Origin of the sequence: Collinsella sp. AK_207A, from assembly GCF_902501965.1 — a bacterium.
Classification (GTDB): Bacteria; Actinomycetota; Coriobacteriia; order Coriobacteriales; family Coriobacteriaceae; genus Collinsella.
In genome coordinates, this window is record NZ_CABWID010000022.1 from 50266 (window position 1) to 76635 (window position 26370).

General features: G+C 61.0%; 24 protein-coding genes. 10 read left to right on the forward strand and 14 right to left on the reverse strand.

Features of this window, described 5'->3' with window-relative positions; genetic code table 11:
* The first annotated feature begins 220 nt into the window (after window positions 1-220).
* From GDJ97_RS08470 to GDJ97_RS08480, 4 genes are read left to right on the forward strand one after another with little or no spacing between them, the layout of a single operon-like run.
* A complete protein-coding gene (locus GDJ97_RS08470; RefSeq protein ID WP_152070854.1) occupies window positions 221-706 on the forward strand; it encodes a hypothetical protein in 486 nt (161 codons plus the stop codon).
* Window position 707: 1 nt separating this feature from the next.
* Window positions 708-1172 (forward strand): hypothetical protein, encoded by a 465-nt coding sequence (locus tag GDJ97_RS08475; RefSeq protein ID WP_117862498.1) that lies wholly within the window; start codon window positions 708-710, stop codon window positions 1170-1172.
* The gene (locus GDJ97_RS09430; protein WP_193221377.1) at window positions 1159-2517 is read left to right on the forward strand and encodes a hypothetical protein; all 1359 of its coding nucleotides are present in this window, start codon (window positions 1159-1161) and stop codon (window positions 2515-2517) included. The genes GDJ97_RS08475 and GDJ97_RS09430 overlap by 14 nt, the downstream gene beginning before the upstream one ends.
* Window positions 2514-4454: a type IV secretory system conjugative DNA transfer family protein gene (locus GDJ97_RS08480; RefSeq protein WP_193221378.1), complete on the forward strand. Its 1941-nt coding sequence runs from the start codon at window positions 2514-2516 to the stop codon at window positions 4452-4454. The genes GDJ97_RS09430 and GDJ97_RS08480 overlap by 4 nt, the downstream gene beginning before the upstream one ends.
* Before the next feature lie 259 nt (window positions 4455-4713).
* Here the strand turns inward: GDJ97_RS08480 and GDJ97_RS08485 are convergent, their stop codons facing one another.
* From GDJ97_RS08485 to GDJ97_RS08495, 3 genes are all read right to left on the reverse strand, one after another.
* The gene (locus tag GDJ97_RS08485) at window positions 4714-4917 is read right to left on the reverse strand and encodes a hypothetical protein (protein WP_152070856.1); all 204 of its coding nucleotides are present in this window, start codon (window positions 4915-4917) and stop codon (window positions 4714-4716) included.
* A gap of 93 nt (window positions 4918-5010) precedes the next feature.
* On the reverse strand, window positions 5011-5427 hold the full coding sequence (locus tag GDJ97_RS08490) for a DUF4313 domain-containing protein (protein ID WP_193221379.1): 417 nt from the start codon (window positions 5425-5427) through the stop codon (window positions 5011-5013).
* 2 nt (window positions 5428-5429) lie between these two features.
* Window positions 5430-5732: a DUF2958 domain-containing protein gene (locus tag GDJ97_RS08495; protein WP_152070858.1), complete on the reverse strand. Its 303-nt coding sequence runs from the start codon at window positions 5730-5732 to the stop codon at window positions 5430-5432.
* Window positions 5733-6063: 331 nt separating this feature from the next.
* Between GDJ97_RS08495 and GDJ97_RS08500 the strand changes: the two genes are divergently transcribed.
* Both GDJ97_RS08500 and GDJ97_RS08505 read left to right on the forward strand, forming a co-directional pair.
* On the forward strand, window positions 6064-7410 hold the full coding sequence (locus GDJ97_RS08500; RefSeq protein ID WP_193221380.1) for a restriction endonuclease subunit S: 1347 nt from the start codon (window positions 6064-6066) through the stop codon (window positions 7408-7410).
* Window positions 7411-7445: 35 nt separating this feature from the next.
* Window positions 7446-8243 (forward strand): tyrosine-type recombinase/integrase, encoded by a 798-nt coding sequence (locus GDJ97_RS08505; RefSeq protein WP_152070860.1) that lies wholly within the window; start codon window positions 7446-7448, stop codon window positions 8241-8243.
* On the opposite strand, the gene GDJ97_RS08510 is transcribed toward GDJ97_RS08505, so the two are convergent.
* From GDJ97_RS08510 to guaA, 9 genes are all read right to left on the reverse strand, one after another.
* Window positions 8230-9819: a restriction endonuclease subunit S gene (locus tag GDJ97_RS08510; RefSeq protein ID WP_152070861.1), complete on the reverse strand. Its 1590-nt coding sequence runs from the start codon at window positions 9817-9819 to the stop codon at window positions 8230-8232. The two genes, GDJ97_RS08505 and GDJ97_RS08510, sit on opposite strands and share 14 nt — an antisense overlap.
* Window positions 9820-11298 carry a class I SAM-dependent DNA methyltransferase gene (locus tag GDJ97_RS08515; RefSeq protein WP_152070862.1) on the reverse strand — a complete coding sequence of 493 codons (1479 nt, stop codon included), beginning with the start codon at window positions 11296-11298 and terminating at the stop codon, window positions 9820-9822.
* Between the two features lie 19 nt (window positions 11299-11317).
* Complete coding sequence (gene hsdR / locus GDJ97_RS08520; RefSeq protein ID WP_152070863.1) at window positions 11318-13666, reverse strand: EcoAI/FtnUII family type I restriction enzme subunit R; 2349 nt, start codon at window positions 13664-13666, stop codon at window positions 11318-11320.
* A gap of 591 nt (window positions 13667-14257) precedes the next feature.
* Window positions 14258-15550, reverse strand: a complete 1293-nt coding sequence (locus GDJ97_RS08525) for an ATP-binding protein (protein WP_152070864.1) — start codon at window positions 15548-15550, stop codon at window positions 14258-14260.
* 131 nt (window positions 15551-15681) lie between these two features.
* Window positions 15682-16311 (reverse strand): hypothetical protein, encoded by a 630-nt coding sequence (locus GDJ97_RS08530; protein WP_152070865.1) that lies wholly within the window; start codon window positions 16309-16311, stop codon window positions 15682-15684.
* A 223-nt stretch (window positions 16312-16534) separates the two neighbouring features.
* On the reverse strand, window positions 16535-17554 hold the full coding sequence (locus GDJ97_RS08535) for a hypothetical protein (RefSeq protein ID WP_152070866.1): 1020 nt from the start codon (window positions 17552-17554) through the stop codon (window positions 16535-16537).
* A gap of 259 nt (window positions 17555-17813) precedes the next feature.
* On the reverse strand, window positions 17814-18098 hold the full coding sequence (locus GDJ97_RS08540) for a type II toxin-antitoxin system RelB/DinJ family antitoxin (RefSeq protein ID WP_226808974.1): 285 nt from the start codon (window positions 18096-18098) through the stop codon (window positions 17814-17816).
* A gap of 234 nt (window positions 18099-18332) precedes the next feature.
* On the reverse strand, window positions 18333-19598 hold the full coding sequence (locus GDJ97_RS08545; protein ID WP_152070868.1) for an ATP-binding protein: 1266 nt from the start codon (window positions 19596-19598) through the stop codon (window positions 18333-18335).
* 103 nt (window positions 19599-19701) lie between these two features.
* Window positions 19702-21312 carry a glutamine-hydrolyzing GMP synthase gene (gene guaA / locus GDJ97_RS08550; protein ID WP_152070869.1) on the reverse strand — a complete coding sequence of 537 codons (1611 nt, stop codon included), beginning with the start codon at window positions 21310-21312 and terminating at the stop codon, window positions 19702-19704.
* A 239-nt stretch (window positions 21313-21551) separates the two neighbouring features.
* On the opposite strand from guaA, the gene GDJ97_RS08555 reads away from it, so the two are divergent.
* A complete protein-coding gene (locus GDJ97_RS08555) occupies window positions 21552-22580 on the forward strand; it encodes an asparaginase (RefSeq protein WP_152070870.1) in 1029 nt (342 codons plus the stop codon).
* 71 nt (window positions 22581-22651) lie between these two features.
* Here the strand turns inward: GDJ97_RS08555 and GDJ97_RS08560 are convergent, their stop codons facing one another.
* Both GDJ97_RS08560 and ychF read right to left on the reverse strand, forming a co-directional pair.
* Entirely contained in the window at window positions 22652-23035 is a 384-nt protein-coding gene (locus GDJ97_RS08560; protein ID WP_226808976.1) for a DUF1648 domain-containing protein, read from the reverse strand.
* Between the two features lie 12 nt (window positions 23036-23047).
* Window positions 23048-24124 (reverse strand): redox-regulated ATPase YchF, encoded by a 1077-nt coding sequence (gene ychF / locus GDJ97_RS08565; RefSeq protein WP_152070871.1) that lies wholly within the window; start codon window positions 24122-24124, stop codon window positions 23048-23050.
* 238 nt (window positions 24125-24362) lie between these two features.
* Here ychF and GDJ97_RS08570 point away from each other — a divergent pair, with 238 nt between their 5' ends.
* The 3 genes from GDJ97_RS08570 (at window position 24363) to GDJ97_RS08580 (ending at window position 26345) form a co-directional block, all read left to right on the forward strand.
* On the forward strand, window positions 24363-24749 hold the full coding sequence (locus GDJ97_RS08570; protein ID WP_152070872.1) for a hypothetical protein: 387 nt from the start codon (window positions 24363-24365) through the stop codon (window positions 24747-24749).
* Window positions 24739-25167, forward strand: coding sequence for a biotin/lipoyl-containing protein (locus GDJ97_RS08575; RefSeq protein WP_152070873.1), 429 nt, complete (start codon window positions 24739-24741; stop codon window positions 25165-25167). The genes GDJ97_RS08570 and GDJ97_RS08575 overlap by 11 nt, the downstream gene beginning before the upstream one ends.
* Before the next feature lie 62 nt (window positions 25168-25229).
* Window positions 25230-26345, forward strand: a complete 1116-nt coding sequence (locus GDJ97_RS08580) for a sodium ion-translocating decarboxylase subunit beta (RefSeq protein WP_152070874.1) — start codon at window positions 25230-25232, stop codon at window positions 26343-26345.
* The last annotated feature ends 25 nt before the right edge of the window (window positions 26346-26370 follow it).

A 26370-nucleotide genomic window follows, 5' to 3' on the forward strand; every position in this document is an offset into this window, starting at 1 on the left:
CGATGGGGTGCCACAGCATGCTGCAGCGGCACCCTATCTTCCGCCCTTCACCTGCAAGACCTTGCGGACGGTGCCGAAGGTGCCATGGATTCCAAAACTCTTAACCGAGCTTGGGCACCTTTGGCACCACGCAACCTCCCCGCAGCTAGAACCATCACCGACCAAGACATTCGAGCGAATTGCCGGCACCCGTACGGCACCGGCAGAAAGGAAAACCACGATGGAACTGATCAAGAAAATCAAATCGCGCCTCGACGACCTTCTCGGGACGATCCCCGAGCACAAGGGCGACGCCGTTGGCTCCGTGCTCGCCCATCTGCTGGAGTCCGATCCCGGCCTGAGCTTCGCACGAGCGGCGCGAGCCAGTGAACGCCCGGGCTTCACGCGCATTGTCCGCGCGGGGATCGCCTACTACGCAAAGCCGGAGTACAAGGTCCTGAATCCGTTCAAGGAAGGCGGGAACGGCGTCTACTTCGTCAAGGGCTGCAACGACGACCCCACCGGCATCTTCTTCACCGACGCCTACAACGTCGACAATATGGAGTACAGCGATGCCATCGCGGCCTACCTCTTCGCCTACGGCATCCCCCGCGACGACCTCGTCATGGTGCCCGTCACCTTCTGGCCCAAGACCTACGAGCGTACGCCCGAGAACATCGCCGCCCTCCGCTCCGTCGGCGCGCCCCTCCCGAACGAGGGGATCTGATATGGCCGCCGGCAAAGACCGGTCGAAGGTCATGAGCCTTCGCCTCCCCGACAAGACCTACCGTCGGCTCCACGCCTACGGGGTTTCCAGGGGTCTCAGCGACAGTGCAGCCACGCGCGAGCTCATCACCGCCGGGCTAGCCTCCGACGGGCTCTCGCTCTACTCCACCGAGCTCGGCACCTATCTTCGCGGCGTCATGCAGCCGCTGCTGGAGCAGCTCGACCGCACGCTCGGCGAGCGCAACGCCGAGCAGGAGGACCGCATCGCGCGCGTCGTCCACCGAGCGACACGAGCCTCCATCGTCGCAGCTATCGCGGCGGTCGAGATCGAGAAGGGCACGTTCGAGGGCCTGGGCGGCGTGAGCGCCTCGGACATCTATGCCGCCTACGACAAGCAGGCCGGTCTCATGCAGCGCGGCATGACGCTCTCGGAGGCGAGGGAGCGCCTGTCAGATGGCAAGTCGTAGCAGCCTCGTCGTGAATGCCCACGTGCACCTCTCCGGGTCGCGCGGGCGCTCCGCCGTCATCACCAACAACGTCGAGTACATCGCCACACGCGAGGGAGCCGACAAGTCCGCCACCGTCGACGACCTCAGGCGCTCCGCGCTCGCCAAGAGGATGGGTCTCGTCGGCTACTGCGCCGAGAGACCCGGGTCGACCGCGCTCTTCGACCAGGACGGGGCCATCCCGCTCCGCGCAGCCCGCAGGGAGCTCGAGAAAGCCGATGGCGCGATCGCCACCGTCGTGCTCAGCGTGCGAAGAGACGAGGCGAGCGAGCTCGATCTCGCCTGCAAGGAGGATTGGCAGCGCTTCTGTCGCCGGAACCTCACACCAGCACTCGCCGAGGCGATGGACGTCCCCGAGTCAAGCGTCCGCTGGGTGGCCGCCGAGCACGAGAACCACCCGAGCTCCAAGCACGTGCACGTCATAGCGTGGTCGTCCGACGGCTTGTTCGACTCGCTCATAGCCCGCAGCAGGCTCAATCGGGCAAGAGGGGCGCTTACCGACGCGGCCCTGGCCCCAGCTCTCGCGGCCGAGCACGAGGCTCGCGACCTCGCGAGATCGCGAACAGTCGAAGCCACCCGCCGCGTTCCCGCCGAGGAGATAGACGTCGCGCTGCCGCCGAACGGCCGCATATCCTACGCACACCTCCACCGCTGGCACCCAGATGTCGCCAGGGCGGTCGACACCGCGATTGCGAAAGCCGAGTCAAAGCACCCTGAAATCAAGGAAGCGGGCACCTCCTACCGCGAATCCGTGGAGCGCTGCGCCGGCCTCAAGGGCCTCGAAGGCGTCGCAAGAGACCGTTACGTAAACGACGCCGTTCGCGAACTGCGCGTACGCCAGGGCAACGCCCTGCTGAGAACCATCGCGCCAGACCGAACGACGGCCAACGAGCGGGAACCGATAGCGTCTGCAAGGCTGGACGACGGCCCCGCAACGGAACGCAAGCGCATGAGGACGCTCATCGGCGAAATCCGTGCCTGCGTCACAGGTAAAGACCTGGAGGAGGCGCGGAAAGCCGTCCGCGAGCGGAGGCCCATCCCGGAGAGTTGTCTCCGGCCATGCCCGTCCTACGCGCTCTCCATGGCAAAAGCCCCCGTTGCGGCGGGAAAAGCTCTTGCCAAAGCGCTCGTATCCGCAACGGAAAACTCGAAAGGCAGGAAGGACCTGTCAGACGAGGTCGGGCGAAAAGCCGAGCGCGTGCTCGCAAGAGCATTGGCAGCGGCCATATCGGCCGCGATCAGGGGCGATGCAGCTGGCATCGTGCTGGCACCGGCGAAAACGATAGTGAAGGGAATGATTCTATGAGCAAGCAGAAGAGTTTCAACGTTGACGAGGCCGCGCACTTCAAGCGCTGTGTCGCCACCAGCGCGGCCGTCGGGGTCGCGATCGCACTCGTGCCGTTGCCCGCAATATGGCGCTGGCTGAGGGCATGGGTTGTCGGCACGGCAGCGACACTCGCCAGCTTCGGCACAGCTATGGTGCCCAAACTCCCCGAGACCGTGCTCCAAAACCCGCTCGAAGCCCTGCCGGAGCTGATCGGGGACGACACCTTCCTCGCGGGATGCGCGACAATCCTCGTCCTCTCAATAGCCGCCGGTATCTGGAGCCACCTCGACTGGTCCCGTTGGCTCCACGACGGGACCTGGGTCGGCGGACGTCGCGCGCCAGGCGCACCCATCCACGGCGACGCAAGGCTCATCTCAGCACACGGTGAGCTAAAGCGCAGAAGCGAATCATGGCAGGAAGGCAAAAGGCCCTCAGGCGGCACACTGGTCGTGGGCGAGGTCGGAAAGAGCATCAGGCTCATCGACTCGGTCCACGCCTGCATCCTCGCCGAGAGTGGCGAGGGCAAGAGTCGCCGTATCGCGATCATGTCCGCCATGGCAAACTTCGAGCAGGGTCGCTCGATCGTGATCAACGACATCAAGGGCGAGCTCAGGGCCTACCTTGAGCCAGCGTTCGAGAAGGCGGGCACGCACCGCATCGTCGACGTTATGTTCGACGCGCCCGCGTCCTCAGTACGATTCAATCCGCTCGAAAGGGCAAAAGAGGCCTTTAGGGCGGAGGGGGCCGGCGGCTGTGCGAGGGAGCTGCGCGAGCTCGCGCGCTGCATCGTACCCTCACCGTCGAAAGGCCAGCCATTCTTCTACGACGGCGCTCGAAACCTCTTCGTCGGCATCTCCCTCACCCTCATCGAGAACGCCTCCATTCCGGAAGACGAGAAGACCGTCATGTCCGTCGCGGCCGCGATCTCGCCCTTGGGCGACCAGGGCCCGCTCGACCGCATCGCCGCCCTGGCAGCATCCCTGCCCGCTAGAGACCCCGCGCTCCCCTTCCTCGGCGGACTCAACGGCGAGCACGGGGGCGGGCCCGGCATCGTCTCGACCTTGAGCAACTGCCTCACCGAATACGTCGATGGCAACGTGGCCCGGATGCTCCACGATGACGAGTGCGGTCTCGGGGGCATCGGCGAGGAACCCACGGTGGTCTTCATCTCATCGTCCTCGGCAACGGGCAACTACAAGCGACTCGTCCAGACGTTCGTTTCGCAAGCGCTCTCGGCGCTGCGCTCCTGCGCTGCGGGCCATGCCGGACGCTGCCCCGTCGAGACCGTCCTCCTCCTCGACGAGGCGGCCTCCCTCGGCCGCAACGAGAGGATCGTCCAGGACCTGGGAGAGATGCGCTCGGAGGGCATCCACGTCCTCTGGTTCTGCCAGTCGCTCCTCCAGCTCCAGTCCGTCTCCGGCTACAGCCAAGAAGAGGCCGAGACGATACTCGACCTCCTCAAGGACAAGGTCGTTCTCTCCTGCTCCAACCTGGACACCGCACGCAAGCTCTCGGAGTCGATGGGCTCCTACACAGCGATCGCACAGTCCACGAGCCGAACGAAGGGAACGAACACCGGGTCGACGGGCACGAGCGAGGGGCTCGTGCGCAGGCCGCTCATCACGCCCGACGAGCTCCAGCGTTGGACCGGCCGCGAGACGGGAGCCCTCGTTATCCACGACGGCGTGCCGATGGCCTTTCCCAGCAGAGACGTCACCGAGACTTTCGTGGGAACCATGCTCGGGATGACGTCGCCCGATGCCGAGCGGGCGCTCATGGAGCAATCGACCGCTCGTCGTAAGGTCAGGAACGGGACGGTCCCGGAGGTTTGGCAGGGCCCGACCGCCCCCGATGCCACGGCGGCAGCGCCAACGAAGCCGAAAACGGTCGCAGGTTACGTTCCCGAGGGCTTCTAGCCGTGTAATCGCCCATACCCAGCGGAAATGTCCCGATCGATTACACGCCCGCGCCTGCGCACTTCACGCGGGCGCGGGCGTTTTTCATGCTTGGCACAGCTATCTACCTGCACCTTCGAACTCGGCTCGCCGAGTTGCGCCGTTCGCCTTCGGCGAAACGTAGTGGAGCCTTATCCTGCACCGCCGCCCGCGGCGGAAAAACAGCGGGGCGAGGGTCCCTGCGCCTCGCCCCGCTTCTGCGTGTCCAGCCGGGCCGGCGTCAGCGGCCGCGCCTCCCATAAAGCCTCGCGAGGACGGCGCCCACCCTGTCTGCGTCGGCACTGAGGGCGCTCGCCATCTCCTCGCCGATGAGCTGATGGTCGCAGTCCTCGTGCCCGCTGACCGTCCCCACCTCGGCCCAGAAGTAGAGGTGGCGCCTGACCTCCTCGAGGGTGTCCAGGTCCTCCAGGTCCTCCGGGTCCATACGGGTCTCCTTCCCCTAGGCGGGGCGGGCCCGCCCCGCCCCCATGCCCACAGTGTGCCCCGGCCGGCGCTCGCGCCGGCCGGGGCGTCGGCGTCAGCCCGCGGGCAGCGGCCCCGCCTCGGAGAGCAGCGAGCGCGCGGTGCCCTCCGCGTCCTCGAGCGCGTCCATCGCCGCGGCCGAGAGACACGCGAGAGGGTAAAGGCAATGGCCCGAGCGCACGGAGGCAGGCGCGACCCGCAGGACCCCCTGCTCCTCCAGCGCGCCCACGAGGAGGGCGGGGTTGTTGTTGGTGTCCACCACGACGTGGCCCGGGCAGGCGCACCACCTGGCGGCGGCGGGGTCGCAAGGGAGGTTCACCGTAAGGACGCCGTACTCCTCCAGGTACCCGTCCTCGCGGGGGTCGGTCGCGTCCAGCATAACGAGCGCGAGGTTGCCGCCCGCGGCGTAGGCGTCGCGGTAGACCGCGAGCCTACGCCTCTCGCCTCGGTGCTCGAACTCGAAGGAGAGCATCCCTACCTCCCCTCGATGCGGCTCGCCGGGGCGGGCGAGAAGCGCTCGCCGCGCTCGATGGCCCCGAAGCCCTTGGAGCGGTTGAGGCCCTCCATCTCGGGGATGGAGAAGTAGCCCCATTCCTCGGCGAGCCCGCGCACGAGGCCGAACGCCTCGCCGGTCGCCGGGTCGTACTCGGTGAGCCACCAGTCCCACCCGCTCACGCATGAGAAGTAGTGGACGAAAACGGTCGGGTCGTCGGCGCCGTCCTGCGCGTACAGCGCCGGCAGCCCCTTGGCGATTTCCTCGGTCATGAGTGCTTGCATGTCTTCCTCCGTTCCGGGCGCGTGGCCCTTAGAATCTCGAGCCCTTGCGGGCAAAGCGAATGGCGACGCCGCGCGTCGTCGTTCGCTTTGCTCCCCGCAAAGCCGCGCCGGAGCGAAGAGGGGTCAAGGGAGGTCCGCGAGACCTCCACCAATCGGAGCGAAGCGTAGATTTGTGCGGGGTCTCGTGGGCCCCCTTTACGCCTCGCAGCGGAGGCGCCACCCGGCCGCAGAGCACGAGGACGCAACCGGCGCATGCCGTAAGGGCTGCTCGAAAGGCCGCTCAGGTTCCGATGGCTCCCCCTATGAGAAGCGCGTCGACGCCAAGGGGCGCGTGCTGAGCGACAAGAGCATCGCGGAGGAGGTGCCGTTCGAGATTCCCGGCGGATGGACATGGACGAGAATCGGCGCGCTCTTTGAAATGAAGGCCGGTAAGAATATCAAGGCAGCCGAGATTTCTGAAGTGGCGGACGACAAGGCCCTGTATCGCTGTTATGGAGGCAATGGAGTCCGTGGGTACGTTTCACGTTTCAACAATGAGGGGGATTTTCCAATAATCGGGCGCCAAGGTGCTCTTTGCGGAAATGTCCAACGAGCAACCGGTAGGTTCTATGCGACTGAGCATGCAGTTGTAACTACCTGTCCATCCGAAGTTAGCGTTGCTTGGGCATGCCTATTTCTTAGGGCGCTCGACCTGAATCAATATGCGACCGCGACCGCTCAACCCGGTTTGGCCGTCTCTAAGATTACCGAGGTTTTGATCCCCCTCCCTCCCCTGGCCGAGCAGCGCCGCATCGTCGAACGCGTCAACGAGCTCATGCCCCTCGTCGAGGAGTACGGCGAGCTCGAGGACGCCCGCGAGGAGCTCGACGCCGCGCTGCCCGGGCGCCTGCGCAGATCCGTGCTTCAGGAGGCCGTGCAGGGCAAACTTGTATCGCAGGACCCCGACGACGAGCCCGTTGGCGTCTTGCTTGAGCGCATCCGTGAACAGCGCAGGCAGCTTATAAACGAGAAGAAGATGAAGCTCCCCAAGGGCGGCGAGTCCGTCATCTACACCGCTTCCGATGGCCGCCGCTATGAGAAGCGCGTCGACGCCAGGGGCCGCGAGTCCGAGCCCGTCTGCATCGAGGACGAGATCCCCTTCGACATCCCGGAGAGCTGGGCGTGGGCGAGGCTGGAGAGCGTGACCTCGTACATCCAGAGGGGCAAGTCGCCCAAGTACTCGATGGTCGAGAAATACCCCGTGGTTGCCCAGAAATGCAACCAATGGGCAGGTTTCTCCCTTGAGAAGGCGAAGTTCGTCGACCCCGACACCGTAGAGAAGTACGACGATGATCGCATCCTCAGGGACGGGGACCTCCTCTGGAACTCCACCGGGCTGGGCACGCTGGGACGCATGGCCGTTTACGACTCGAAGAAGAACAAGTACGGCTGGGCCGTTGCGGACAGCCACGTGACGGTCATACGGACACACGAGGACTGGCTCTGCTTCGCGTACGCCTTCGCGTACTTCGCCGGGCCATCGGTCCAGTCCGTCATCGAGGACCAGGCGAGCGGCAGCACGAAGCAGAGGGAACTTTCGCAAGAAACGGTAAAGCAGTATCTCGTCCCCCTCCCGCCCCTGGCCGAGCAGCGTCGCATCGTCGAGCGCGTGGAAGAGGTGCTCTCACAACTAATCTAAACTGTAGTTTCATGGCATCAACGAAGGGGGATGTCATGGAACAGTTCGCTAGTTATTTGTTGTTTAGAGGCTTTTCGAAAAAAACCGTAGACTCCTATACGTTTGCCGCAAGACAGCTCAGATCAAGATGCCAGTACTTAACGGACCAGTCGCTCCTAGAGCACAAGGAGTGGCTGGTCGCCTCTTTTGCGCCAAAGACCGCAAACAATCGCATCGGGGCTATTAACGCGTATTTGGACTATCTCGGCTACGAAGGTCTGCGGTTAAAAGGAGTCCGCGTCCAACAGAAGCCGTTCTTGGACAAGGTAATCAGCAACGAGCAATACGGCATCATCCGGCGCGGTCTTGAACGCGATGGGGACTGGTATTGGAATCTCGTTGTCCGGTATTTGGCGTGTACGGGAGCCCGCGTGAGCGAGCTGCGTAAGTTCACCATTGCACATGTGCGCAATGGTTACATGGACATTCTTTCCAAAGGCCAGAAGCTGCGCCGTATTTGGATACCACGGGAGCTTCAAGATCATACGCTTGAGCTGTGCTTGAGCAAATCGGGTGACGACCCACTGTTTCCGGGCCCGTCGGGCGATGCTATTTCGCAGAGGGGCATAGCCTTGGGACTAAAGCGAATCGCAGTCCGCTACGGAGTTGATCCGGATGTCGTTTATCCGCACTCCTTCAGGCACCTCTTTGCAAAGAACTTCATAGCCCGAGACCCCGACATCGCTTTTCTAGCCGATCTCATGGGGCACGAAAGCATCGAGACGACCCGCATATACCTGCGGCGCACTGCTAGCGAGCAGCGCGCCGCAGTTGATAGGACTATTGACTGGTAATCAGAGCCAATATTGCATTGGCGGTCGTCACGATACGAACTTGCTCTTGAAGGGGAGGGAAGGGAACAAGTGCGTGGAGCAGGGTCGAGCGCTCTATCCCCGGAATAACCCCCTTCGCCTGAGATTTGATGGCTTCGACCATGCAGCCAAGGAACACGGTGATGTAGGGCAATGTCTGCTTTTTAGATGGCATTATCGACATGATCTGGCGAGCGATGTGTGCCTGGTCAAACGAATTTAGCGCCATCTCACCCACTGTGCCTTTACATGTAAATAAAAGCTCGCCGCGACGGCTTATCCGACTCACTTCTTCCGTCCAGCGATTCTCAATCAATGAGCCGTGTTTGAAATTAGAAGCCCCGGTGAGATAAGGGACTCCTTTCCCCAAATCGTTATATTGGGCTGGCTTTAGGTCTGTTCCCGACAGCAGGGTAATTAAACTTTCCAGCCTCGCCCACGCCCAGCTCTCCGGGATGTCGAAGGGGATCTCGTCCTCGATGCAGACGGGCTCGGACTCGCGGCCCCTGGCGTCGACGCGCTTCTCATAGCGGCGGCCATCGGAACCGGCGAAGACGACGGACTCGCCGCCCTTGGGGGCCTTCATCTTCTTCTCGGCCACAAGCTGGCGGCGCTGCTCGCGGATGCGCTCAAGCAACTCGCTCGCGGGCTCGTCGGAGGGATCCTGCGGCACGAGCTTGCCCCGCACGGCCATCTGCAGCACCGACTTGCGCAGACGGCCGGGCAGGGCGGCGTCCAGCGCCTCGCGGGCGTCCTCGAGCTCGCCGTACTCCTCGACGAGGGGCATGAGCTCGTTGACGCGTTCGACGATGCGGCGCTGCTCGGCGAGGGGCGGGAGGGGGACGAGCAACCTCTTAACCATGGAGACGTTGATGTGCTTAACACCGGTGCCAACGTTGGCTACAAGGTAAAGGTCCCATGCATAGGGTGAAGAAAGAACGACTTGACAATATTTGTTGAGAAGGAGCTTGGGATTGGAGCTCAACAGCATTACGCGTTGGCCAAGACATACACATTCTGAATCGAGGATTACGGACCTGCCGATGGATCCTTCGCGAGAAAAGACGATGTCTCCAGGTCTTGGGACATATCTTCCGGTGCGCCTCCTGTAGCTTTCCTCGGATAGATTTCTGAGATCCGTAAGATTCCAATTGTCATCCATGCAGTTGGTGTCAATTGCGGTAAAACCTGTTGCGGCTGCAAGGTACTGTGGAGTTGAGTGCGGGCAATCAACAACGTTCTTGCAGCAGTCCTCCAACCTCGCCCAGGTCCAGTTTCCTGGAATCCCGAACGGCACCTCCTCCGCGATGCTCTTGTCGCTCAGCACGCGCCCCTTGGCGTCGACGCGCTTCTCATAGGGGGAGCCATCGGAACCGGTATAGATAATGCTCTCGCCGCCCTTGGGGAACTTGACCTTCCCCTCAACGATGAGCTTGTGCCTCTCCTCACGAATACGCTCGAGCAAAACACTTGCTGGCTCGTCATAGGGGTCCTGAGGCACGAGTTTGCCCTCGACCGCCATCTGGAGGATTGAGTTCTTGAGGTCCTTTGCCTTCATCTACGCCTCAATTCCGAGAATCTCGCAGATCTGGGCAAGCTTCTGGTCAATCTCGGCGTCAAGCCTGGCACGCTCCGCCTTGTAGCTCCTGATGAGCTCGTCGGGCGGCAGGATTTCCTCCTCCTCGTGTGGGTAGCCGCACAGGTCGAAGTTGAAGCCACCGTCGCGCAGCTCATCAACGGTGTAGAACCTGGCCTTCGGGTTTCCGTCCTCAACGATCTCCCAGCGGTTCTCCCACCATTCTTTCACGGGCGCAAAGTGATCCGATTTGATGGGCTTGGTCTTAGAGAAGTGCTTGTAACCCTCGGGCATATCCATGCGATAGAACCAGACGCCTTCGGAAGGTGTGGTGTTGTCGAAGAACAGGACGTTGGTGGTGATGGGCGTATAGGGAGCAAACACGCTCTGCGGAAGACGCAGGACGGTGTGCAGGTTCATCTCCTCCAACAAGCGCCGCTTGATCTCGGTCTTGGCGCCGTCCTGGCCGAACAGGAAACCGTCCGGGATGATAACAGCGGCGCGACCGTTTCTCTTAAGACGGTAGAGGATGAGAGCTAAGAACAGGTCAGCGGTCTCGGAGCTGCGAAGCGCGGCCGGGAAGTTGTTCTGAACAGAAGCGCTCTCGGAGCCTCCGTAGGGAGGGTTCATGAGCACGACATCAAACTGACCGTCGGGCTTGTGTCGCCACTCGCGGACGTCCTTCTCGAGGGAGTTGTCATGGAACACCTGCGGGTTATCGATGTCATGCAGAAGCATGTTGGTCACGCAGAGAAGGTAGGGAAGCTGCTTTTTCTCGATACCGTAGATTGATTTTGCGTAGAGCTCGCGGTCGGCCGGAGTCTGCACTTGAGCGTCGAGGATTTTGAGCGCGCTCGTAAGGAAGCCGCCGGTACCGCACGCGAAGTCGGCCACGGTCTCGCCGAGTTTAGGCGCAAGTGCCTGGGCCATGAAGTCGGTAACGGCGCGCGGGGTATAGAACTCGCCGGCGTTGCCCGCCGACTGCAGATCTTTAAGGATGGTCTCGTAGATCTCACCGAAGGCATGGCGTTCCTTGTACTCGGTGAAGTCGACGGCGCCGTCGATCTCGTTGACGACCTGGCGCAGCAGGATGCCGTCCTTCATGTAGTTGTTAGCGTCGGTGAAGGCCGCCTTCACGACGGCGTGGCGCAGCGGCGCGTCTGGCGCGAGCTCGAGGCTCTCAAGGGTCTTGAACAGGTCATTGTTTACGAAGTCAAGCAGCTCGTCGCCAGTAAGCGCCTTGCCGTCCATGTTGTCGTGCGCCCAGCTGTGCCAGCGCAGGCGCTCGGGGATGATGGACCTATAGGAGTCGTCGTGGAACTCCCACTCTTGCTCCTTGGCGTCGTATATCTTGAGGAAGAACAGCCACGTCATCTGTTCGATGCGTTGGGCATCGCCGTTGATACCGGCGTCCTTGCGCATGATGTTCTGAAGGGTCTTTACGAGAGATCCCAGCGCCATTTGCTACCGTTGCCTTTCTTTACGCGACGTAGAGCTCGTCCTCGAGCCTCTGCGCCGCCTGGATGTACTGTTGCTTGCCTCCGAACGCGGCGACGATCTTCATGGGGTTGCCAAAGCGCCGAAACTCCTCGAGGTCAAGGACGTGGGTGTCGTCCAGGTCGACGAGGTTTGACGTCGCGTACTTGTCGAGCAGGGCCTCGAGGACCTCACGGGCCACCCCGGCGTACTCATAGAGCACGCCCTTCTTCTTGACGTTGTTGGCCCTCTCGCTCCGCGTGAGGGGCCTCTGGTCGTAGGCGATGTGGCAGATGAGATCGAAGTCGCTCATCTGCTCCTGCCCCGATTCGCGGCGGAGTTCGTCGAGGAACACGCCGTGGGCGCGCAGCTCGTCGATGATGGCCTGTTTCTTGTGCTCCGAGTTCCACGCCGCGAGGAAGTGGTCCAGGGTGTCGAACTCTCCCAGGATGTTCTTGCGGGTGTAGTCTTTCAGGCTCTCGGTCACGAGCTGCCCGTCAGAGGAGTAGTACTGAACAATCTCGGAGACGACGTAGACGTCGGCGCCGTGCACGTGGTACTTGATATGGCCCGGAGGGTCGTCCGGTGGGTCGACGGGCGACCATTCCGGGCCGGGCGGGTCGACGATGACGCCAGGGTCGTCCCCCGTGCCGGGATTCGTCGGGTCGTCTTCCGGAGGCGTCATAGGTCCGTCCTCGGGGGGATCGAAGATGACGACTGGTTCGCCGTCGAAGTCCGGATCGGCGAACAGGCGCGACGCGTCGCGGAAGTCCAGGATGGTGAAGTAGCGCTTGCCGTAGTCCTCACAGATTCGCGTGCCTCGCCCGATAATCTGCTTGAACTCGGTCATGCCATGCCCGCCGAACTTGTTGTCCAGGACGATGACCTTGCAGGTCTTGCAGTTGACGCCGGTGGTGAGGAGCTTAGACGTGGTGACGATGGTCGGGAACTTCTCGTCCGGGTCGATGAAGTTGTCGAGCTGCGCCTTGCCTTCCTTGTCATCGCCCGTGATCTTCATAATGTAGGTCGGGTGGTCCTTCACGATGTCGGCGTTCTCGTTCACGAGTGCGCGGCGCATGTTCTCCGCATGCTCGATGTCTACGCAGAAGACAATGGTCTTCGAGTAGCGGTCGGTCTCCTTGAGGAACTGGGTGACCTTCTTGGCCACCTGCTCGTAGCGCTCCTTGATGACGATCTCGCTGTCGAAATCCTGCTTCTCGAAGACGCGCTTGGGCAGAACCTCACCGCGGTCGTCCTTGGCGCCCTCCTCAGTGCGATACCCGTTGACGTCAACGCTCAGCTTGGGGCGGATGACCTTGTAGGGTGCCAAGAAACCGTCCTCTATTCCCTGCTTGAGCGAGTAGGTATAGACGGGTTCCCCGAAGTAGGTGATGTTGGAAACGTCCTCAGTCTCCTTAGGCGTGGCCGTCATGCCGATCTGGATGGCGCCGCTGAAGTACTCGAGCACCTTACGCCAGGCGGAGTCCTCCGCCGCGCTGCCGCGATGGCACTCGTCCACGATGATGAGGTCGAAGAACTCGCGGTCGAATGCACGGAATATCTCCTCGCCGTCCTCCCCAACGAGCTGCTGATAGAGGGAGAAGTAGACCTCAAACGCCGAATCGAGCTTTCGACCAGTCACCTTGGTCGTGACCTTCTTGAGCGGCTTGAAGTCCCCGTCGATGGTCTGATCAACGAGGATGTTCCGGTCGGCCAGATAGAGGACCTTGCGGACCTCGGTCGACTGGCGCAGGCGGTGCACGATCTGAAAGGCGGTGAACGTCTTGCCCGTTCCCGTGGCCATGACGAGGAGGATTCGGTCCTTACCTTGCGCTACGGCCTCGAGGGTGCGGTTGATGGCGATGCACTGGTAGTAGCGCGGTCGGTTGCCGCCGCGCTCCTGGTAATAGGGAGCGGTAACGATCTCCTGACTGTGCGGGTTCTCGAGGCCTTTGGCTTTTGAGTAGCGCGCCCAGAGCTCGGCCGGAGATGGAAACTCGTCCATGGCAAGATCTCGTTCCTTGCCCGTAAGGAAATCATGTTCCACGAAGCCCTTGCCGTTGGAACTGTAGGCAAATGGAACATCGAGGGCCTCGGCGTAACCCATGCCCTGTTGAAGGCCAGCGTCGACGGTGTGGTCGGTATCCTTGGCCTCAACAATGGCAATAGGGATGTTCGGCGCATACATAAGAAGATAGTCGGCCTTCTTCTTGTCCCTGCGCGTGACCATGCTCCCTCGGACGACGATTTCGCCATCCGTGAAGTAGTACTCGGTGAAGACCTGGCTGTCGCGATCCCATGACTTCATGATCACGGGGTCTATCAGCTTCAGCCGTGTGTCAGATTCATTCATAAGTCTCAAAACTCCTAAGCGCGGCAGGACGAAGACCGCTTGTGGGAATTCGTTACTTTTATCATCGCAAGGCAGTCAAGCAGTCGCTTGAAGGCATCGCAGAGAGTAAATGAAAAGCCGAGGTAAAGGGCAACTTTCTGACACCGTGAGTACCGAGAAATCGACCCTCAAAATGCCGTGAGTACAATTTGAGTACCAAATTGCGCGGTCCTTCGCCTACAACAGCAATCGGCTGGTCAGCATCAATTCGCTAAAGATTGATGGAGCGGTTTGACGAATTGGAATCGAGCCAAAACATACCGTCAAACAATAATCCCAGCTAAACAGCTTGAGAGGTTGTTCCAATGGCTTGTTTGTACAACGTACACGAGAGCGAACAACAGCCCACCGCATACAGATAAAAAACGAGGGAGGCCGCTTCCGGCCTCCCTCGCAAAGGGTCTCTGCTTATTCCCACTCAGTAATTAAATTGTGCATTTCCATGGTCTCTCGTCTACGTGGTGTACTGCCGCCTCCCCATTAACCAAAATCAACCGAATCTTCGACGCCCGAATGAACTCAAAAATGAACTCAACGTGGTCGCTTCTTCTCCTATATCCCAACAAGGCTGTTCTCATCGAGCAGGAAGTCGAACACGCTCATCGTGACCACGCCCCGCTCGTCACGCAGGGGCTTCACCACGTCGCGCACAAGCACAACCTTCTTAAAGCTGTCATTGATGCCGAGCAGGGAGGCCTTCTCCTGTGCGGCCTTCTCGGGAGTCCTCATCTCCAACGCCGATTGGATGTAGACGCGGTCGGAGCCCCTGTTAGCAACGAAGTCCACCTCGAGCTGCCTGCGAACGTCCCTACCCTCCTCGCGAACACGTTTCTCGACCACGCCGACGTCCACCGAGTACCCACGCGCTCGGAGCTCGTTGTAGACAACGTTCTCCATGATGTGGCCCTCCTCGACCTGACGGAAGCCGAGCCGCGCGTTTCGGAGCCCGACGTCCTCGAAGTAGTATTTCAGGGGGCTGCCGATGTAGCCCCTCCCCTTCACGTCGTAGCGCCGCGCCTCCTCGATGACGAAGGCGTCCTCGAGGTAGCCTATATAGCTGGAGATCGTGTTCGAGGAGATCTTGGAATGGAGCACGCTCCTGAACGTGTTCTCGAGTTTACTTGGGTTCGTGAGCGTCCCGATACCGGAGGCGAGCACGTTCACGAGGTCATCAAGCTCATCCCGCTTCCTTATCTCGTGCCTCTCCACGACGTCCTTCAGATACGTCTCCTCAAAGAGCCGCTCGAGATACCGCGCCTTTTGCTCGTCCGTGCGCATCGAAAGCGTGAGCGGCATGCCGCCGTACACCGTGTACTCGGCCCAGCCTTGGTAGCGATCGCCATCGAAGCCCTGTATGAACTCGGAGAAGGACAGCGGTCGCACGCGGACCTCGTCCCCGCGCCCCCGGAACTCCGTCATGACGTCACGCGAGAGGAGCTTCGAGTTGCTCCCCGTCACGTACACGTCGACGTTGCGCATGCGCAGGAGCCCGTTGAGCACGCCGTAGAGCCGGGGTGGGACGTCCGGGTTCTTGAGCTCCTCGCGCGAGATGGCATACTGGACCTCGTCGAGAAAGACATAGTACTGCTCGCGCCCACTCGCGATTTTCGAGCGCAGGTACGCGGACAGCGCGGCGGGGTCGCGGAGCGCGGCGTTCTCCTCGACGTCGAGCGCGACCTCGATGATGTGCTCGTCATCGACGCCCTCCGAGCGCAGGTAGTCGCCGAAGAGGTTGAAGAGCAGATACGTCTTCCCGCAGCGACGGATGCCCGTGACCACCTTAACCATATCGTTGTGCATGCGGTCGATGAGCCTGTTGAGATATCGGTCCCGCCTGATTTCCATGTGTGCCTCGCCTTGATTCCCGATCGACTTCTATTGAGCAATTTTGCCGCATGCGGCATTTTTTCTCAATAGAAGGAGATGGATCCTAGGAATCAACACGCACCAACGTGTCGAGAACGCCAAGAGCCCCTTCATTGATTTGCAGAATTGGAGCTGCCAAGCAGCGTATCAACATCATTGATGAACAGTTTGAGTAGGTCGCCCTTTTTCAGACCTCTACCCTGCCCCATATCCCGCCGTAGTTGGATTAGCACTTTCTCCATAGCAAAGAGAAGCTCGGAGGCAGACGGCTGCTTTCCGACGGTCGCCAGCCTCCATTCATCCCATAGACGAATGGCTTTGGAAGATCCCCACAAAGTCAGCGACTGGTTAAAGTCATTCATGTCGCTTAGCATTTCGTCTGCACCATATTGTTCCTTCTTCTTTGATTTCATGAGCATTTTGTACACTATTTCAATTAGCTTTTCGTACGCTTGCGCCCTATGCTCTCGTAAGTACTCACTGTTTCTTTGACGGTAAGCTAGGTAATTATTTGCAATACCACCCCCGATAACGGTTACTATAGAAACGCAGCCGGTAATCAATGCGACAACTATAGCGACATCAATAGTGGATAGAGTGGAAAAAAGCGCAGCTATTGAAGCTGACACGAAATTAATGATGGCAGAAGAAGCTACAACGAAAATTGCCACCAAGACTGCAAACACGAGAAGTCCCTTGAATATTGCCCCGATTGTTTGCCCTTGCGAATCCTTAGACATGTTTCCTCCAAGACACCTCTTCGCACCATAATTCAGCAAGAGAAAAAAGCCCACACACGCTCTTGTCTAAACGGTGCACCATCATTTCATCGGAATATAAGAACGATCGCGTTCCATGTGCTTACTCTGAAGCTCAACCCATATTATGCAGGCTGATTCCTATAGCCAGATTATCGATTCATCGCGCATATAGATGAAGTCAGTTGAGCTCCTGCTTGGCTTCTTATCCCTTGGCATAATGCGATTTGATTTCTAAAGCCGATTTGATTGCGGCATCCTCTATACGTTTTTCTCGATCCAACTCTCGAATCATCTCGTTCACTGCATCATTCGTAAAACGATCGCATAAATCTTCTAGCACCCTCTCATCTAAGCTGTGAATATTCATATGCATGTCGCTGAAGATGTTTCGAAATGAAATAGGCTTCAGTGTAGTCACGTCGAGATAATGGTTAAGAGCTACAAGCGCTTTTTCTATTTCCCCGCAGCAATAATACGCCTTAAACAACAGCGAGTACTTTTGAAATACGTCCACCTTTCTCATCAGCCTCAATGCACAAATACAGCGCCGATACTCTCCCGCATAATAATGTTTCCTTGCTTTTGCAATTCTAAAATCGCTTACGACATAATTGTTGATTGTTCGATCGATCCTGCGATATGAAATAGCTTTATTCTGCAACGCTAAATAAAGCTGACTTAGTTCGAGGAAATTATCTGCCATGTAAGCCAGCGTTGGATTAACAGGGCGGAACACCTTGCCGGCAATGACCATTTCCGCATTCTCTTCGTATGAATAAACGCAGACCTTCGTCGCTATCTTCTTCAGAAGCAGAATTTCCTCGGCGGTCATAAAAGCATGGTAGGCGGCACAACGATCGATTTGCTTGCATAGCTTATCCCTGCAAGTAGCTAACTTATCTCCAATAGGTAGAAGCCTGTCACCCATCTCATCGTACTTGTAGGTATTATTCAGGCATTTGTTTTGCAGCCAAAGGTTGAAATCTTCTGTCGTCGCCTCACCAGCCTCCACCTTCTCAAACGAAAACCTCCATCCGTTTTCGTTAATCTCAAGTCCCACTTGGATAAAACGCATTAGACTCAGCAGAATCTCGTATATATCGAATTCGACTTTTGGCCTCACCTTTCTCCATCTTCTGCCATCAGTCGCAGCGGAAAACACCACTGATGCAATCAGCGAAGTCACTATTGAGATTAACACTGAAATAATCAAGTCACCCATCTTCCCCCGATCGCTCGCACAATGTCCTGAAGATAACAATCTTACGTTACCCACAGTCCCAACAACTCCCTTTGGTTCCTCGCGCGCGTGACGGCGAGCACGAGACCTTCCTCATCGATGTGGTAGATGAGCAGTAATCCCACCTCGGTGTGGTACCCACGGTACGTCCCGCCCAGAAAGTGGTCATGTGTCGCTTCTGGCAGCCCTCCGTGCGCATGAGCGCTTCGAACTTCGCCGCGAACCTCAGCTCCATTATGGCCTAGTCCTCGTCGAACGCGACCATGGCCTCCTTCACCGTGCGGTAGGGGCCGGAGAGGTTCCTGCCCGCCGCCACGTCATCCACCACGGCGAGCGTCTCGGGACTGAATATGCAGGGATTCGAGGGGTCGAATGGGAACCCGCCCAGGTGGCTGAACGCGGAGTCGAATATACGGATGGCGTTGCTCGGGGAGGCACCAATCTCGTCGCAGACAGCAGTGAAGCGCCCCTTTTCGTCCTTGCGGAGCTTGACGGAGATGGGCTCAGTTGCAGCCGCAAAGGCCACAGCGGCTCCTATCACACAGTTGTACTTTGTCTGACATTGCATGCCCGTTGTTGCCACATCTCCGCAATGCAAATAGTCGATGTGATAAAGTCAACCCATTGTGAAAAGCCAGATGGCTTTTTGCGGTCGCGGGCGCCTGCGCCTTCGGCCGCATTTTTCTTGCGGCATCCGCACTCTCTTGCTTGCACTATCCTTCGAGCTGAGTAAGCAGGAGTCTGTAGAAGTCACTTTCTACTAGTCCGCCTCCGGCGAGACGCCCGCCCACACCAGCCCGAACGTCCGCCCCTCCCCAATCAGCTCCGTCACGTTCTCGTGCACGATGCCGCCGCGGTGCTGGATGGGGTCGCTGCGCGTGATGACGAACTTGGGCCAGTTGTCCCGTATCTGCTCGAGCGGGCGGTACTCGCGGTCCTCGGTCTCGCGGCTGTTCATGATGGTCATCGCCACCTGCACGTAGGCGTACTCCATCTCGGGCGAGCGCATGATGAAGTCGCACTCGAGCTTGCCGATGCGCCCCACGCTCACCTCGTAACCTAGGCTCTTCGCGTAGCAATAGACGATGTTCTCCAGCACCGGCCCGTAGTTGATGCGGTTGTCCGTGTTCAGCGCAAAGTAGAAGCTCAAATCGGCAAGATAGTACTTCTGCTCGCCCTGAAGCGACTTGCGCGACTTCATGTCGAAGCGCGTGCACTTGCTGATGATTTTGGCATCCTCGAGTATCTGAAGGTAGCGGTTGAGCGTCTCGCGCTTGGTGCGGACGCCCTGCCGTTCGAGGTCGGATTGGATGTTCGTCAGCGAGGTCGTTGCACCGAAGTTGTTGATGACGTAGTCGCGCACCTGATTGAAGACCGAGACGTTCTTCACCTTCACGCGCCGGCGGATGTCCTTCTCGAAGATCTCCTTGATTACGGAGCTCACGTAAGCGCGCTTGTCCGCCATCTTGGGGTAGTCGAGCGCCTTGGGGAAGCCGCCCTCGAGGATGTAGCGGTCAAGCTCGGCCACAGGGTTGGGGTCGACCGCCTGCCCTAGGAAGCGCTTCATCTCGCGGTACTCCTTGAAGCTGAGCGTCTGCACCTCGAACTCGACGTAGCGCCCCGTCAGCTTGGTGGCGAGCTCTCCGGAGAGCAGGTAGGAGTTCGACCCGGTGATGAAGATGGAGAATCCGCCCTCGGCGCGGAACTCGTTCACCACCTCCTCGAAGCCCTCGACGTTCTGGATCTCATCGATGAAGAGGTACTTCATGCCGTCAATCTTGAGCGCGGGCTCGATCAGCGCCTCGAGCTGGTCCGGCGTCTTCACCGAGCGGAAGCCGTATCGGTCGAGGTCGAGGTAGATGATGTGATCCTCCCGCACCCCCGTGGCCCTGAGCTCCTCGGCGACGGTCTGCATGAGGCATGACTTGCCGCACCGGCGGACTCCGGTGAGGACCTTGATCACGCCGTCGTCGTGGTAGAACCCGCGGATCTTCTCGAGATAGTCCTCGCGCTCGAACAAACGCATACTGGCCCCAATCTTTCGACTGGAGCCAGTATAGCAAATATCGCGTTTATCGGGGTATTTCTAGCAGAAATGACGATTTATACCCCCATAACTACCGAATTTCCTACTCCCACTCGATCGTCGCGGGCGGCTTGCTCGTAATGTCGTACGCCACGCGGTTCACGCCCGGCACCTCGGCCACGATGCGGCCGGAGATGCGCGCAAGCACCTCGTAGGGCAGCTTGGCCCAGTCAGCCGTCATGGCGTCGGAGCTCTCCACCGCGCGCAGGATGATCGGCCGCGCGTAGGTGCGCTCGTCGCCCATGACGCCCACGGACTTGATGTCCGGGAGCACGGCGAAGTACTGCCAGCAGGAATGCTCGCTGTTGCGCTCGCCCGTCACCTCGAAGAGACGCGCGTTGTAGGCATCGAGCTCCTCGCGCACGATGGCGTCGGCGTCCTTCAGGATCGCAAGCTTCTCGGGGCTCACGGCACCGATGATGCGGATGGCCAGGCCCGGACCCGGGAACGGCTGACGGAAGACGATATGCTCGGGCAGGCCCAGCGTCAGGCCGAGCGCGCGCACCTCGTCCTTGAAGAAGTGGTCGAGCGGCTCGATGAGGTCGAAGTGCACGCCCTCGGGGAACGGGATCAGGTTGTGATGGCTCTTGATGGTGCTCGCCTTGCCGCCCGTCTTGCGCGCGCCACTCTCGATGATATCCGGGTAGATGGTGCCCTGCGCGAGGTACTTCACCGGACGCCCGTCGCACTCGAGCTGCTGGGCAACGGCGAAGAACTCCTTCCAGAACTGCGTGCCGATGATCCGGCGCTTCTCCTCCGGCTCCGTCACGCCGTCCAGCAGCGCGGCATAGCGGTCCTCGGCGTGCACGTGGATGAAATCGACGTCGAACTGCTTGGTGAAGACCTCCTCCACCTGCTCCGGCTCGTTCTTACGCAGCAGGCCGTGATTCACAAACACGCAGGTCAGCTGCTTGCCAATGGCGCGGGAGCACAGCGCGGCCACCACAGAGGAGTCCACACCGCCGGAGAGCGCCAGGATCACGCGGTCCTCGCCCACCTGCTCGCGGATGGTGGCGGTCATGCTCTCGGCCAGGTTGTCCATAGTCCACGTGGGCTCGAGCCCGCAAATGTCGAACAGGAAGTTGCTGAGCATCTGCTGACCGTGCTCGGTGTGCTTGACCTCGGGGTGGAACTGCGTGGAGTACAGCTTCTTCTCCGAGCACTCCATGGCGGCCACAGGACACACGTCGGTGGAGGCGGTCACGGTGAAGCCCTCGGGCGCGCGCGTCACGCTGTCGCGGTGGCTCATCCACACCGTCTGCTCCATGGGCGTGGCATTGAAGAGCGCCGAGCCGCCGTCGCGGGTGAGCTTGGCGGGACCGTACTCGCCCACCTCGGAGTGAGAGACCTCGCCGCCGAGCGCCACGGCCATGGTCTGGTGACCGTAGCAGAAGCCGAGCACGGGGATGCCGAGGTTCAGGATCTCGGGGTCGATCTTGGGCGCGTCCTCGGCGTACACGGAAGCGGGACCGCCGGAGAGGATGAGCGCCGAGGGATGCAGTGCGCGAACCTCATCGGCCGTGATATCGCAGGGAACGATCTCTGAGTACACGTGCAAATCGCGCACGCGACGAGCGATGAGCTGCCCGTACTGCGCGCCGAAATCGAACACGAGGACCTTCTGGTCAACGTTGCTAGCTGCGTTCTGCGACATGCGATTCCTCTCTGCGCGGACGTATTTCTCAACCTGCTCATGATAACGTGGCGCACGCTCGCGGAGACCCGGGCTGCCGGGCATGCACGAGACTTCCAGCTCACCCCTCCCCTGGCATAGGGAGGGTGAACGGCGATTCGCTGCAGAATCAGCTGACCCATGCGGCCGCCGGGATACTCGTGAGACAATCGGTTCTTGCAATGCACCGCACCCAGGTCACCGCACTCGAGGAGCTGCCCATGAAGAACATCCTGCTCATCGCCACCGGCGGCACCATCGCTTCCGCTGAAGAGGGGGACGGGCTCTCCCCCGCCCTGAGCGGCGAGGACCTGGTTCGCGCCGTGCCGCAGATCGCTGGCATCGCCCACGTGGACGTAGCGCAGGCCATGAACATCGACAGCACCAACATGCGCCCCGCGGACTGGCTCGCCATCGCCCACGTCATCGAGCAGGCATATGGCTCCTACGATGGCTTCGTGGTGCTCCACGGCACCGACACCATGTCGTATACCGCGGCCACGCTCTCGTACCTCATCCAGGGGAGCGAGAAGCCCATCGTGCTGACCGGATCGCAGCAGCCCATGGGCAACCCCTTCACCGACGCGCGGCTGAACCTCTACCAGTCCATCCTCTACGCCGCAAACGACCGCTCGCGCGACGTCTCCATCGTCTTCGGCGGCGCCGTGATCGCCGGCACGCGCGGGCGCAAGCAGCGCACCATGAGCTTCAATGCCTTCAAGAGCGTGAACTATCCCTCACTCGCCTACATCCGCACCGACCGTATCATCCGCAGCGGAACGCCGGGTGCCATGGTATCCAGCGACAGCGAAAGCACCTCCGGTGACCCCCGGTTCTCCCACACCCTCGACGACCGCGTTTGCGTGGTGCGCCTGACCCCCGGGCTCACGCCGCACGTCTTCGACCTACTCCGCCCCGATTACGACGGCGTCATCCTGGAGACCTTCGGCATCGGCGGGGTGCCCGACTACGCCGACGCGGCCGGGCGGACGTTCCAGGACGCCATCTTTGGCTGGGTGGACTCCGGCCGGACCCTCGTCATGACCACGCAGGTACCCGAGGAGGGGCTCGACCTGGGCGTCTACGAGGTCGGCCGTGCCTATGCGGAGCATCCCGGCATCTTGAAGGGCGGCGATATGACCACCGAGGCGCTCGTGGCGAAGACCATGTGGGCGCTCGGCCAAACGCGCGATCAGATGCGGCTCGCCGAGCTCTTCTACCGGCCCGTCAACTTCGACCGCACGATGTAGCAAAGAGGGCGGGTCCCTTGCTCAGCAAAGGCACCCGCCCTCTCTTGAAGCCCCGAAGGTCCGTCCCAGTCTTAGAAGCCGTACCCGCGCCCGGTCATCACCATGATGAGCAGATAGGCGTTCGCCAGGTTGAGGACCACGGCCGTCACCATGCCGTTGCGCACGAACCGCTCGTAGGTGAGGCGCGCCATGACCTTGGAATCCTTCTGCAGGTTCGCCTGCTTGAAGGCGCTTCCGAGCGTGGCCACCGAGAGCAGGAAGCAGAGCGCCGGTGCCACGAGCATCTCATAGCGGCTACCCCAGCGGAGCACCTCGCCCGCCGCGTTTACCTTGGTGGGCACCTGATCGGCCATCTGCGGCACGTAGATGATAGCGAGCAGAATGGGGATGACGGCGAGCACCAGCAGGAAGATCGCCATGACGCCGCCCTTTTTACCGTACCGGAAAATAGGCATCGAAAAAGCCCCCTAAACGTTGAATCGGAAGTGCACGACGTCGCCGTCGGCCATCACGTAGCTCTTGCCCTCGATGCGCAGGCGCCCGGCCTCGCGCGCGCCCTTCTCGCCACCGAGCTCGATGTAGTCGTCGTAGCCGATGACCTCGGCCTTGATGAAGCCGCGCTCGAAGTCCGTGTGGATCACGCCGGCCGCCTGCGGAGCGGTGGCGCCCTGGCGCACCGTCCAGGCCTTGACCTCCATCTCGCCGGCGGTGAAGAAGCTCTGCAGGCCCAGCAGGTGGTAGGCAGCCTGTGCGAGTGTCTCCAGACCGGAGCGCTCGAGGCCCAGGTCGGCCAGGTACTCGGCTGCCTCGTCGGGCTCGAGCTCGGACAGCTCGGCCTCGACCTTGGCGCAGATGGGGATGGGCGTCACGCCGTCGATGGCCGCCGGAGTCTCGCCCAGCTGGTCCTCGTCCACGTTGGCAACGTAGAGAATGGGCTTCATGGTGAGTAGGAAGAGCGCCTTGGCGGCGGCGCGTTCCTCGTCCGTCATGTCCATGGCGGCGGCGCGGTTGCCCTCGTTCAGCCAGGCGAGTAGTCGCGTAGCCACGTTGAACTTGGGCGCCAGCTCGCGGTCGCGCTTGGACTCCTTCTCGAGCTTGGGCAGCTGCTTCTCGAGCGTCTGGATATCCGCCAGGATGAGCTCGGTCATGATCGTATCCGCGTCGGCTGCGGGATCCACGAACTCGCCCACGTGCTCGTCCTCGCGCATGACGTTCTCATCGGTGAAATAGCGCACGACCTCGCAGATGGCATCCGTCTCGCGGATGTTGGCGAGGAACTGGTTGCCCAGGCCGGCGCCGTCGTTGGCACCCTTCACCAAACCGGCGATGTCGACGAACTCCACCGTGGCGGGCACGATGCGGCCGGGATGCACGATATCCGCCAGCGCCTGCAGGCGATCGTCCGGCACGTCCACGATACCGACGTTGGGATCGATGGTGGCAAAGGGATAGTTGGCCGCTAGACCGCTCTTCTTGGTGAGCGCGGTGAACAGCGTGGACTTGCCTACGTTGGGCAGTCCGACGATGCCGATAGAGAGGGACATGAAGATGCTCCTTGCTTGGTTGATCTCACAAGGATCTATTGTACACGCTTGCCGATTTACCGGACGCGCGCGTATCGGCGACGCCCGGCGAGCGACGCCCCGATTGGCATGCCGGTTGCAAAACGCCTCCGTCTGGACCGCCCCCGGACGTATGCGAGCGGTTCGCCGCTTTGTGGAACGAGCTGGGAGATTGTTAGCGTTACCATCCGCCTAGTGATTCCGAACCCGGAGGTTGCCCATGGGATTCTTGTCCTGGCTGCACGCACTCAGACCCCGCGGGGAGGATGATTCCCCGCATCCGGCGCCCGATCCCCCATCCGCCGGCGCGCCCGCCGCGCCGCCCGCGTCCAACGCGTGGCCCGGCCCCGATTGGGAGCCGCTCGCGCCCTACCTGCCCGTGGATCCGCACGACCATCTGCCCGTCTGCATCGCCGCCACCGCCATCGCGGCAGGCGATCGCCCCACGAGCGACCTCACGGTGACGCGCGTGTCCCTCGCCAACCCTGAGTATCAGCGCGTGACGCTCATCGCCAGCGCGCTCGCCGCCGGCGCGCTCCCGGAATCCACGTTTGCCGTAACCCGTATCTATAAGAAGTCGTCCCAGGAGGAGACCCATGCTGCGTAAGTTCAAGATCTCGATCGATGGAACCCAGTACCTGGTGGAAATGGAAGAAATCGGCGCTCCCCAGCCTACCGCCACCGACTCCCTTGCCGCACCCGCTGCTCCGGCACCGGCGGCGGCGCCCGCCCCGGCCCCCGCACCCGCAGCTCCGGAGCCCGCACCCGAGCCCGCTGCTCCGGCACCCGCTGCCGCGGTCACGCCCGCCGGCGCCCACGAGCAGGCGGCCCCCATGCCCGGAAAGATCCTCGACATCCTCGTCAATACCGGTGACGCCGTAGCGGTCAACCAGCCCGTCATGATTCTCGAGGCCATGAAGATGGAGTCGCAGATCGTGGCCGAGCAGGCCGGCACCATCGCCTCCGTCAACGTGGAGAAGGGTGCCATGGTGAACCCCGGCGACCCGCTGTTCTCCATCGCCTAACGACGCCGCTCTCGCACGGCTAAGGCGTCAAGCGCTTTTCCGTCTTTCTCTAGGAGTCTCCTATGGACGTTCTCATCCAAGGCATTCTCGGCCTCGTGGCCGAGCCGGGGCGCATCGCCATGATCGCCATCGGCTGCGTCCTTATGTACCTGGGCATTCGGAAGGAATACGAGCCCACGCTGCTCGTGCCCATGGGCCTCGGCACTATCCTCGTTAACATCCCGAACACCGGCGTGCTCGAGACCGGCGGCCAGGCCGGCCCCTTCACCGTGCTCTTCCAGGCCGGCATCGAGACCGAGCTCTTCCCGCTGTTGCTGTTCATCGGCATCGGCGCGATGATCGACTTCGGCCCGCTGCTCGCGAACCCGTTCCTGTTGCTCTTTGGCGCAGCCGCCCAGTTCGGTATCTTCTTTGTGACGATCGTGGCTTCGCTTCTGGGATTCGACATTGCCGATGCCGCCAGCGCCGGCATCATCGCCGCCGCCGACGGTCCCACCTCGATCTTCGTCGCCAACAGCCTGGGCAGTAAGTACATGGGCGCAATCATGGTCGCCGCGTACAGCTACATGGCACTCGTGCCCATCATCCAGCCCATTGCCATCAAGGCCGTGACCACCAAGAAGGAACGCCAAATCCGCATGAAGTACAACCCGCGCGGCGTGTCCCAGACGGCCAAGATCCTCTTCCCGGTGATCATCTGCATCGTCGCCGGCCTGGTAGCGCCCGACTCCCTGCCGCTCGTTGGTTTCCTCATGTTCGGCAACCTGCTGCGCGAATGCGGCGTCCTCAACAACCTGAGCATGTCCGCGCAAAACGAGCTCGTGAACCTCATCTCCATTCTGCTCGGCCTCTGCGTGTCCGTAAAGATGGAGTACCACGACTTCCTGCAGGTAGACACCCTCATCATTATGGTTCTGGGCCTGCTCGGCTTTGTGATGGACTCCGTGGGCGGCGTGATGTTCGCCAAGCTGCTGAACCTCTTCCGCAAGGAGAAGATCAACCCGATGGTGGGCGCTGCCGGCATTTCCGCCTTCCCCATGAGCTCACGCGTGGTGCAGAAGCTCGCCACCGAGGCCGACCCGCAGAACTTCATCCTCATGCAGGCGAGCGCCGCCAACGTGGCCGGTCAGATCGCATCCGTGGTAGCCGGCGGCCTCGTACTCGGCATCCTGCTCTAACCGCTGCGGTCGTTCCGACATTTTA

Bases quoted from the DNA above. Each gene is read 5' to 3' on its own strand.
- GDJ97_RS08470 (WP_152070854.1), top strand. From the start codon at position 221: ATGGAACTGATCAAGAAAATCAAATCGCGCCTCGACGACCTTCTCGGG.
- GDJ97_RS08475 (WP_117862498.1), top strand. From the start codon at position 708: ATGGCCGCCGGCAAAGACCGGTCGAAGGTCATGAGCCTTCGCCTCCCC.
- GDJ97_RS09430 (WP_193221377.1), top strand. From the start codon at position 1,159: ATGGCAAGTCGTAGCAGCCTCGTCGTGAATGCCCACGTGCACCTCTCC.
- GDJ97_RS08480 (WP_193221378.1), top strand. From the start codon at position 2,514: ATGAGCAAGCAGAAGAGTTTCAACGTTGACGAGGCCGCGCACTTCAAG.
- GDJ97_RS08485 (WP_152070856.1), bottom strand. From the start codon at position 4,917: ATGGACCCGGAGGACCTGGAGGACCTGGACACCCTCGAGGAGGTCAGG.
- GDJ97_RS08490 (WP_193221379.1), bottom strand. From the start codon at position 5,427: ATGCTCTCCTTCGAGTTCGAGCACCGAGGCGAGAGGCGTAGGCTCGCG.
- GDJ97_RS08495 (WP_152070858.1), bottom strand. From the start codon at position 5,732: ATGCAAGCACTCATGACCGAGGAAATCGCCAAGGGGCTGCCGGCGCTG.
- GDJ97_RS08505 (WP_152070860.1), top strand. From the start codon at position 7,446: ATGGAACAGTTCGCTAGTTATTTGTTGTTTAGAGGCTTTTCGAAAAAA.
- GDJ97_RS08510 (WP_152070861.1), bottom strand. From the start codon at position 9,819: ATGAAGGCAAAGGACCTCAAGAACTCAATCCTCCAGATGGCGGTCGAG.
- GDJ97_RS08515 (WP_152070862.1), bottom strand. From the start codon at position 11,298: ATGGCGCTGGGATCTCTCGTAAAGACCCTTCAGAACATCATGCGCAAG.
- hsdR (WP_152070863.1), bottom strand. From the start codon at position 13,666: ATGAATGAATCTGACACACGGCTGAAGCTGATAGACCCCGTGATCATG.
- GDJ97_RS08525 (WP_152070864.1), bottom strand. From the start codon at position 15,550: ATGGAAATCAGGCGGGACCGATATCTCAACAGGCTCATCGACCGCATG.
- GDJ97_RS08530 (WP_152070865.1), bottom strand. From the start codon at position 16,311: ATGTCTAAGGATTCGCAAGGGCAAACAATCGGGGCAATATTCAAGGGA.
- GDJ97_RS08535 (WP_152070866.1), bottom strand. From the start codon at position 17,554: ATGGGTGACTTGATTATTTCAGTGTTAATCTCAATAGTGACTTCGCTG.
- GDJ97_RS08545 (WP_152070868.1), bottom strand. From the start codon at position 19,598: ATGCGTTTGTTCGAGCGCGAGGACTATCTCGAGAAGATCCGCGGGTTC.
- guaA (WP_152070869.1), bottom strand. From the start codon at position 21,312: ATGTCGCAGAACGCAGCTAGCAACGTTGACCAGAAGGTCCTCGTGTTC.
- GDJ97_RS08555 (WP_152070870.1), top strand. From the start codon at position 21,552: ATGAAGAACATCCTGCTCATCGCCACCGGCGGCACCATCGCTTCCGCT.
- GDJ97_RS08560 (WP_226808976.1), bottom strand. From the start codon at position 23,035: ATGCCTATTTTCCGGTACGGTAAAAAGGGCGGCGTCATGGCGATCTTC.
- ychF (WP_152070871.1), bottom strand. From the start codon at position 24,124: ATGTCCCTCTCTATCGGCATCGTCGGACTGCCCAACGTAGGCAAGTCC.
- GDJ97_RS08570 (WP_152070872.1), top strand. From the start codon at position 24,363: ATGGGATTCTTGTCCTGGCTGCACGCACTCAGACCCCGCGGGGAGGAT.
- GDJ97_RS08575 (WP_152070873.1), top strand. From the start codon at position 24,739: ATGCTGCGTAAGTTCAAGATCTCGATCGATGGAACCCAGTACCTGGTG.
- GDJ97_RS08580 (WP_152070874.1), top strand. From the start codon at position 25,230: ATGGACGTTCTCATCCAAGGCATTCTCGGCCTCGTGGCCGAGCCGGGG.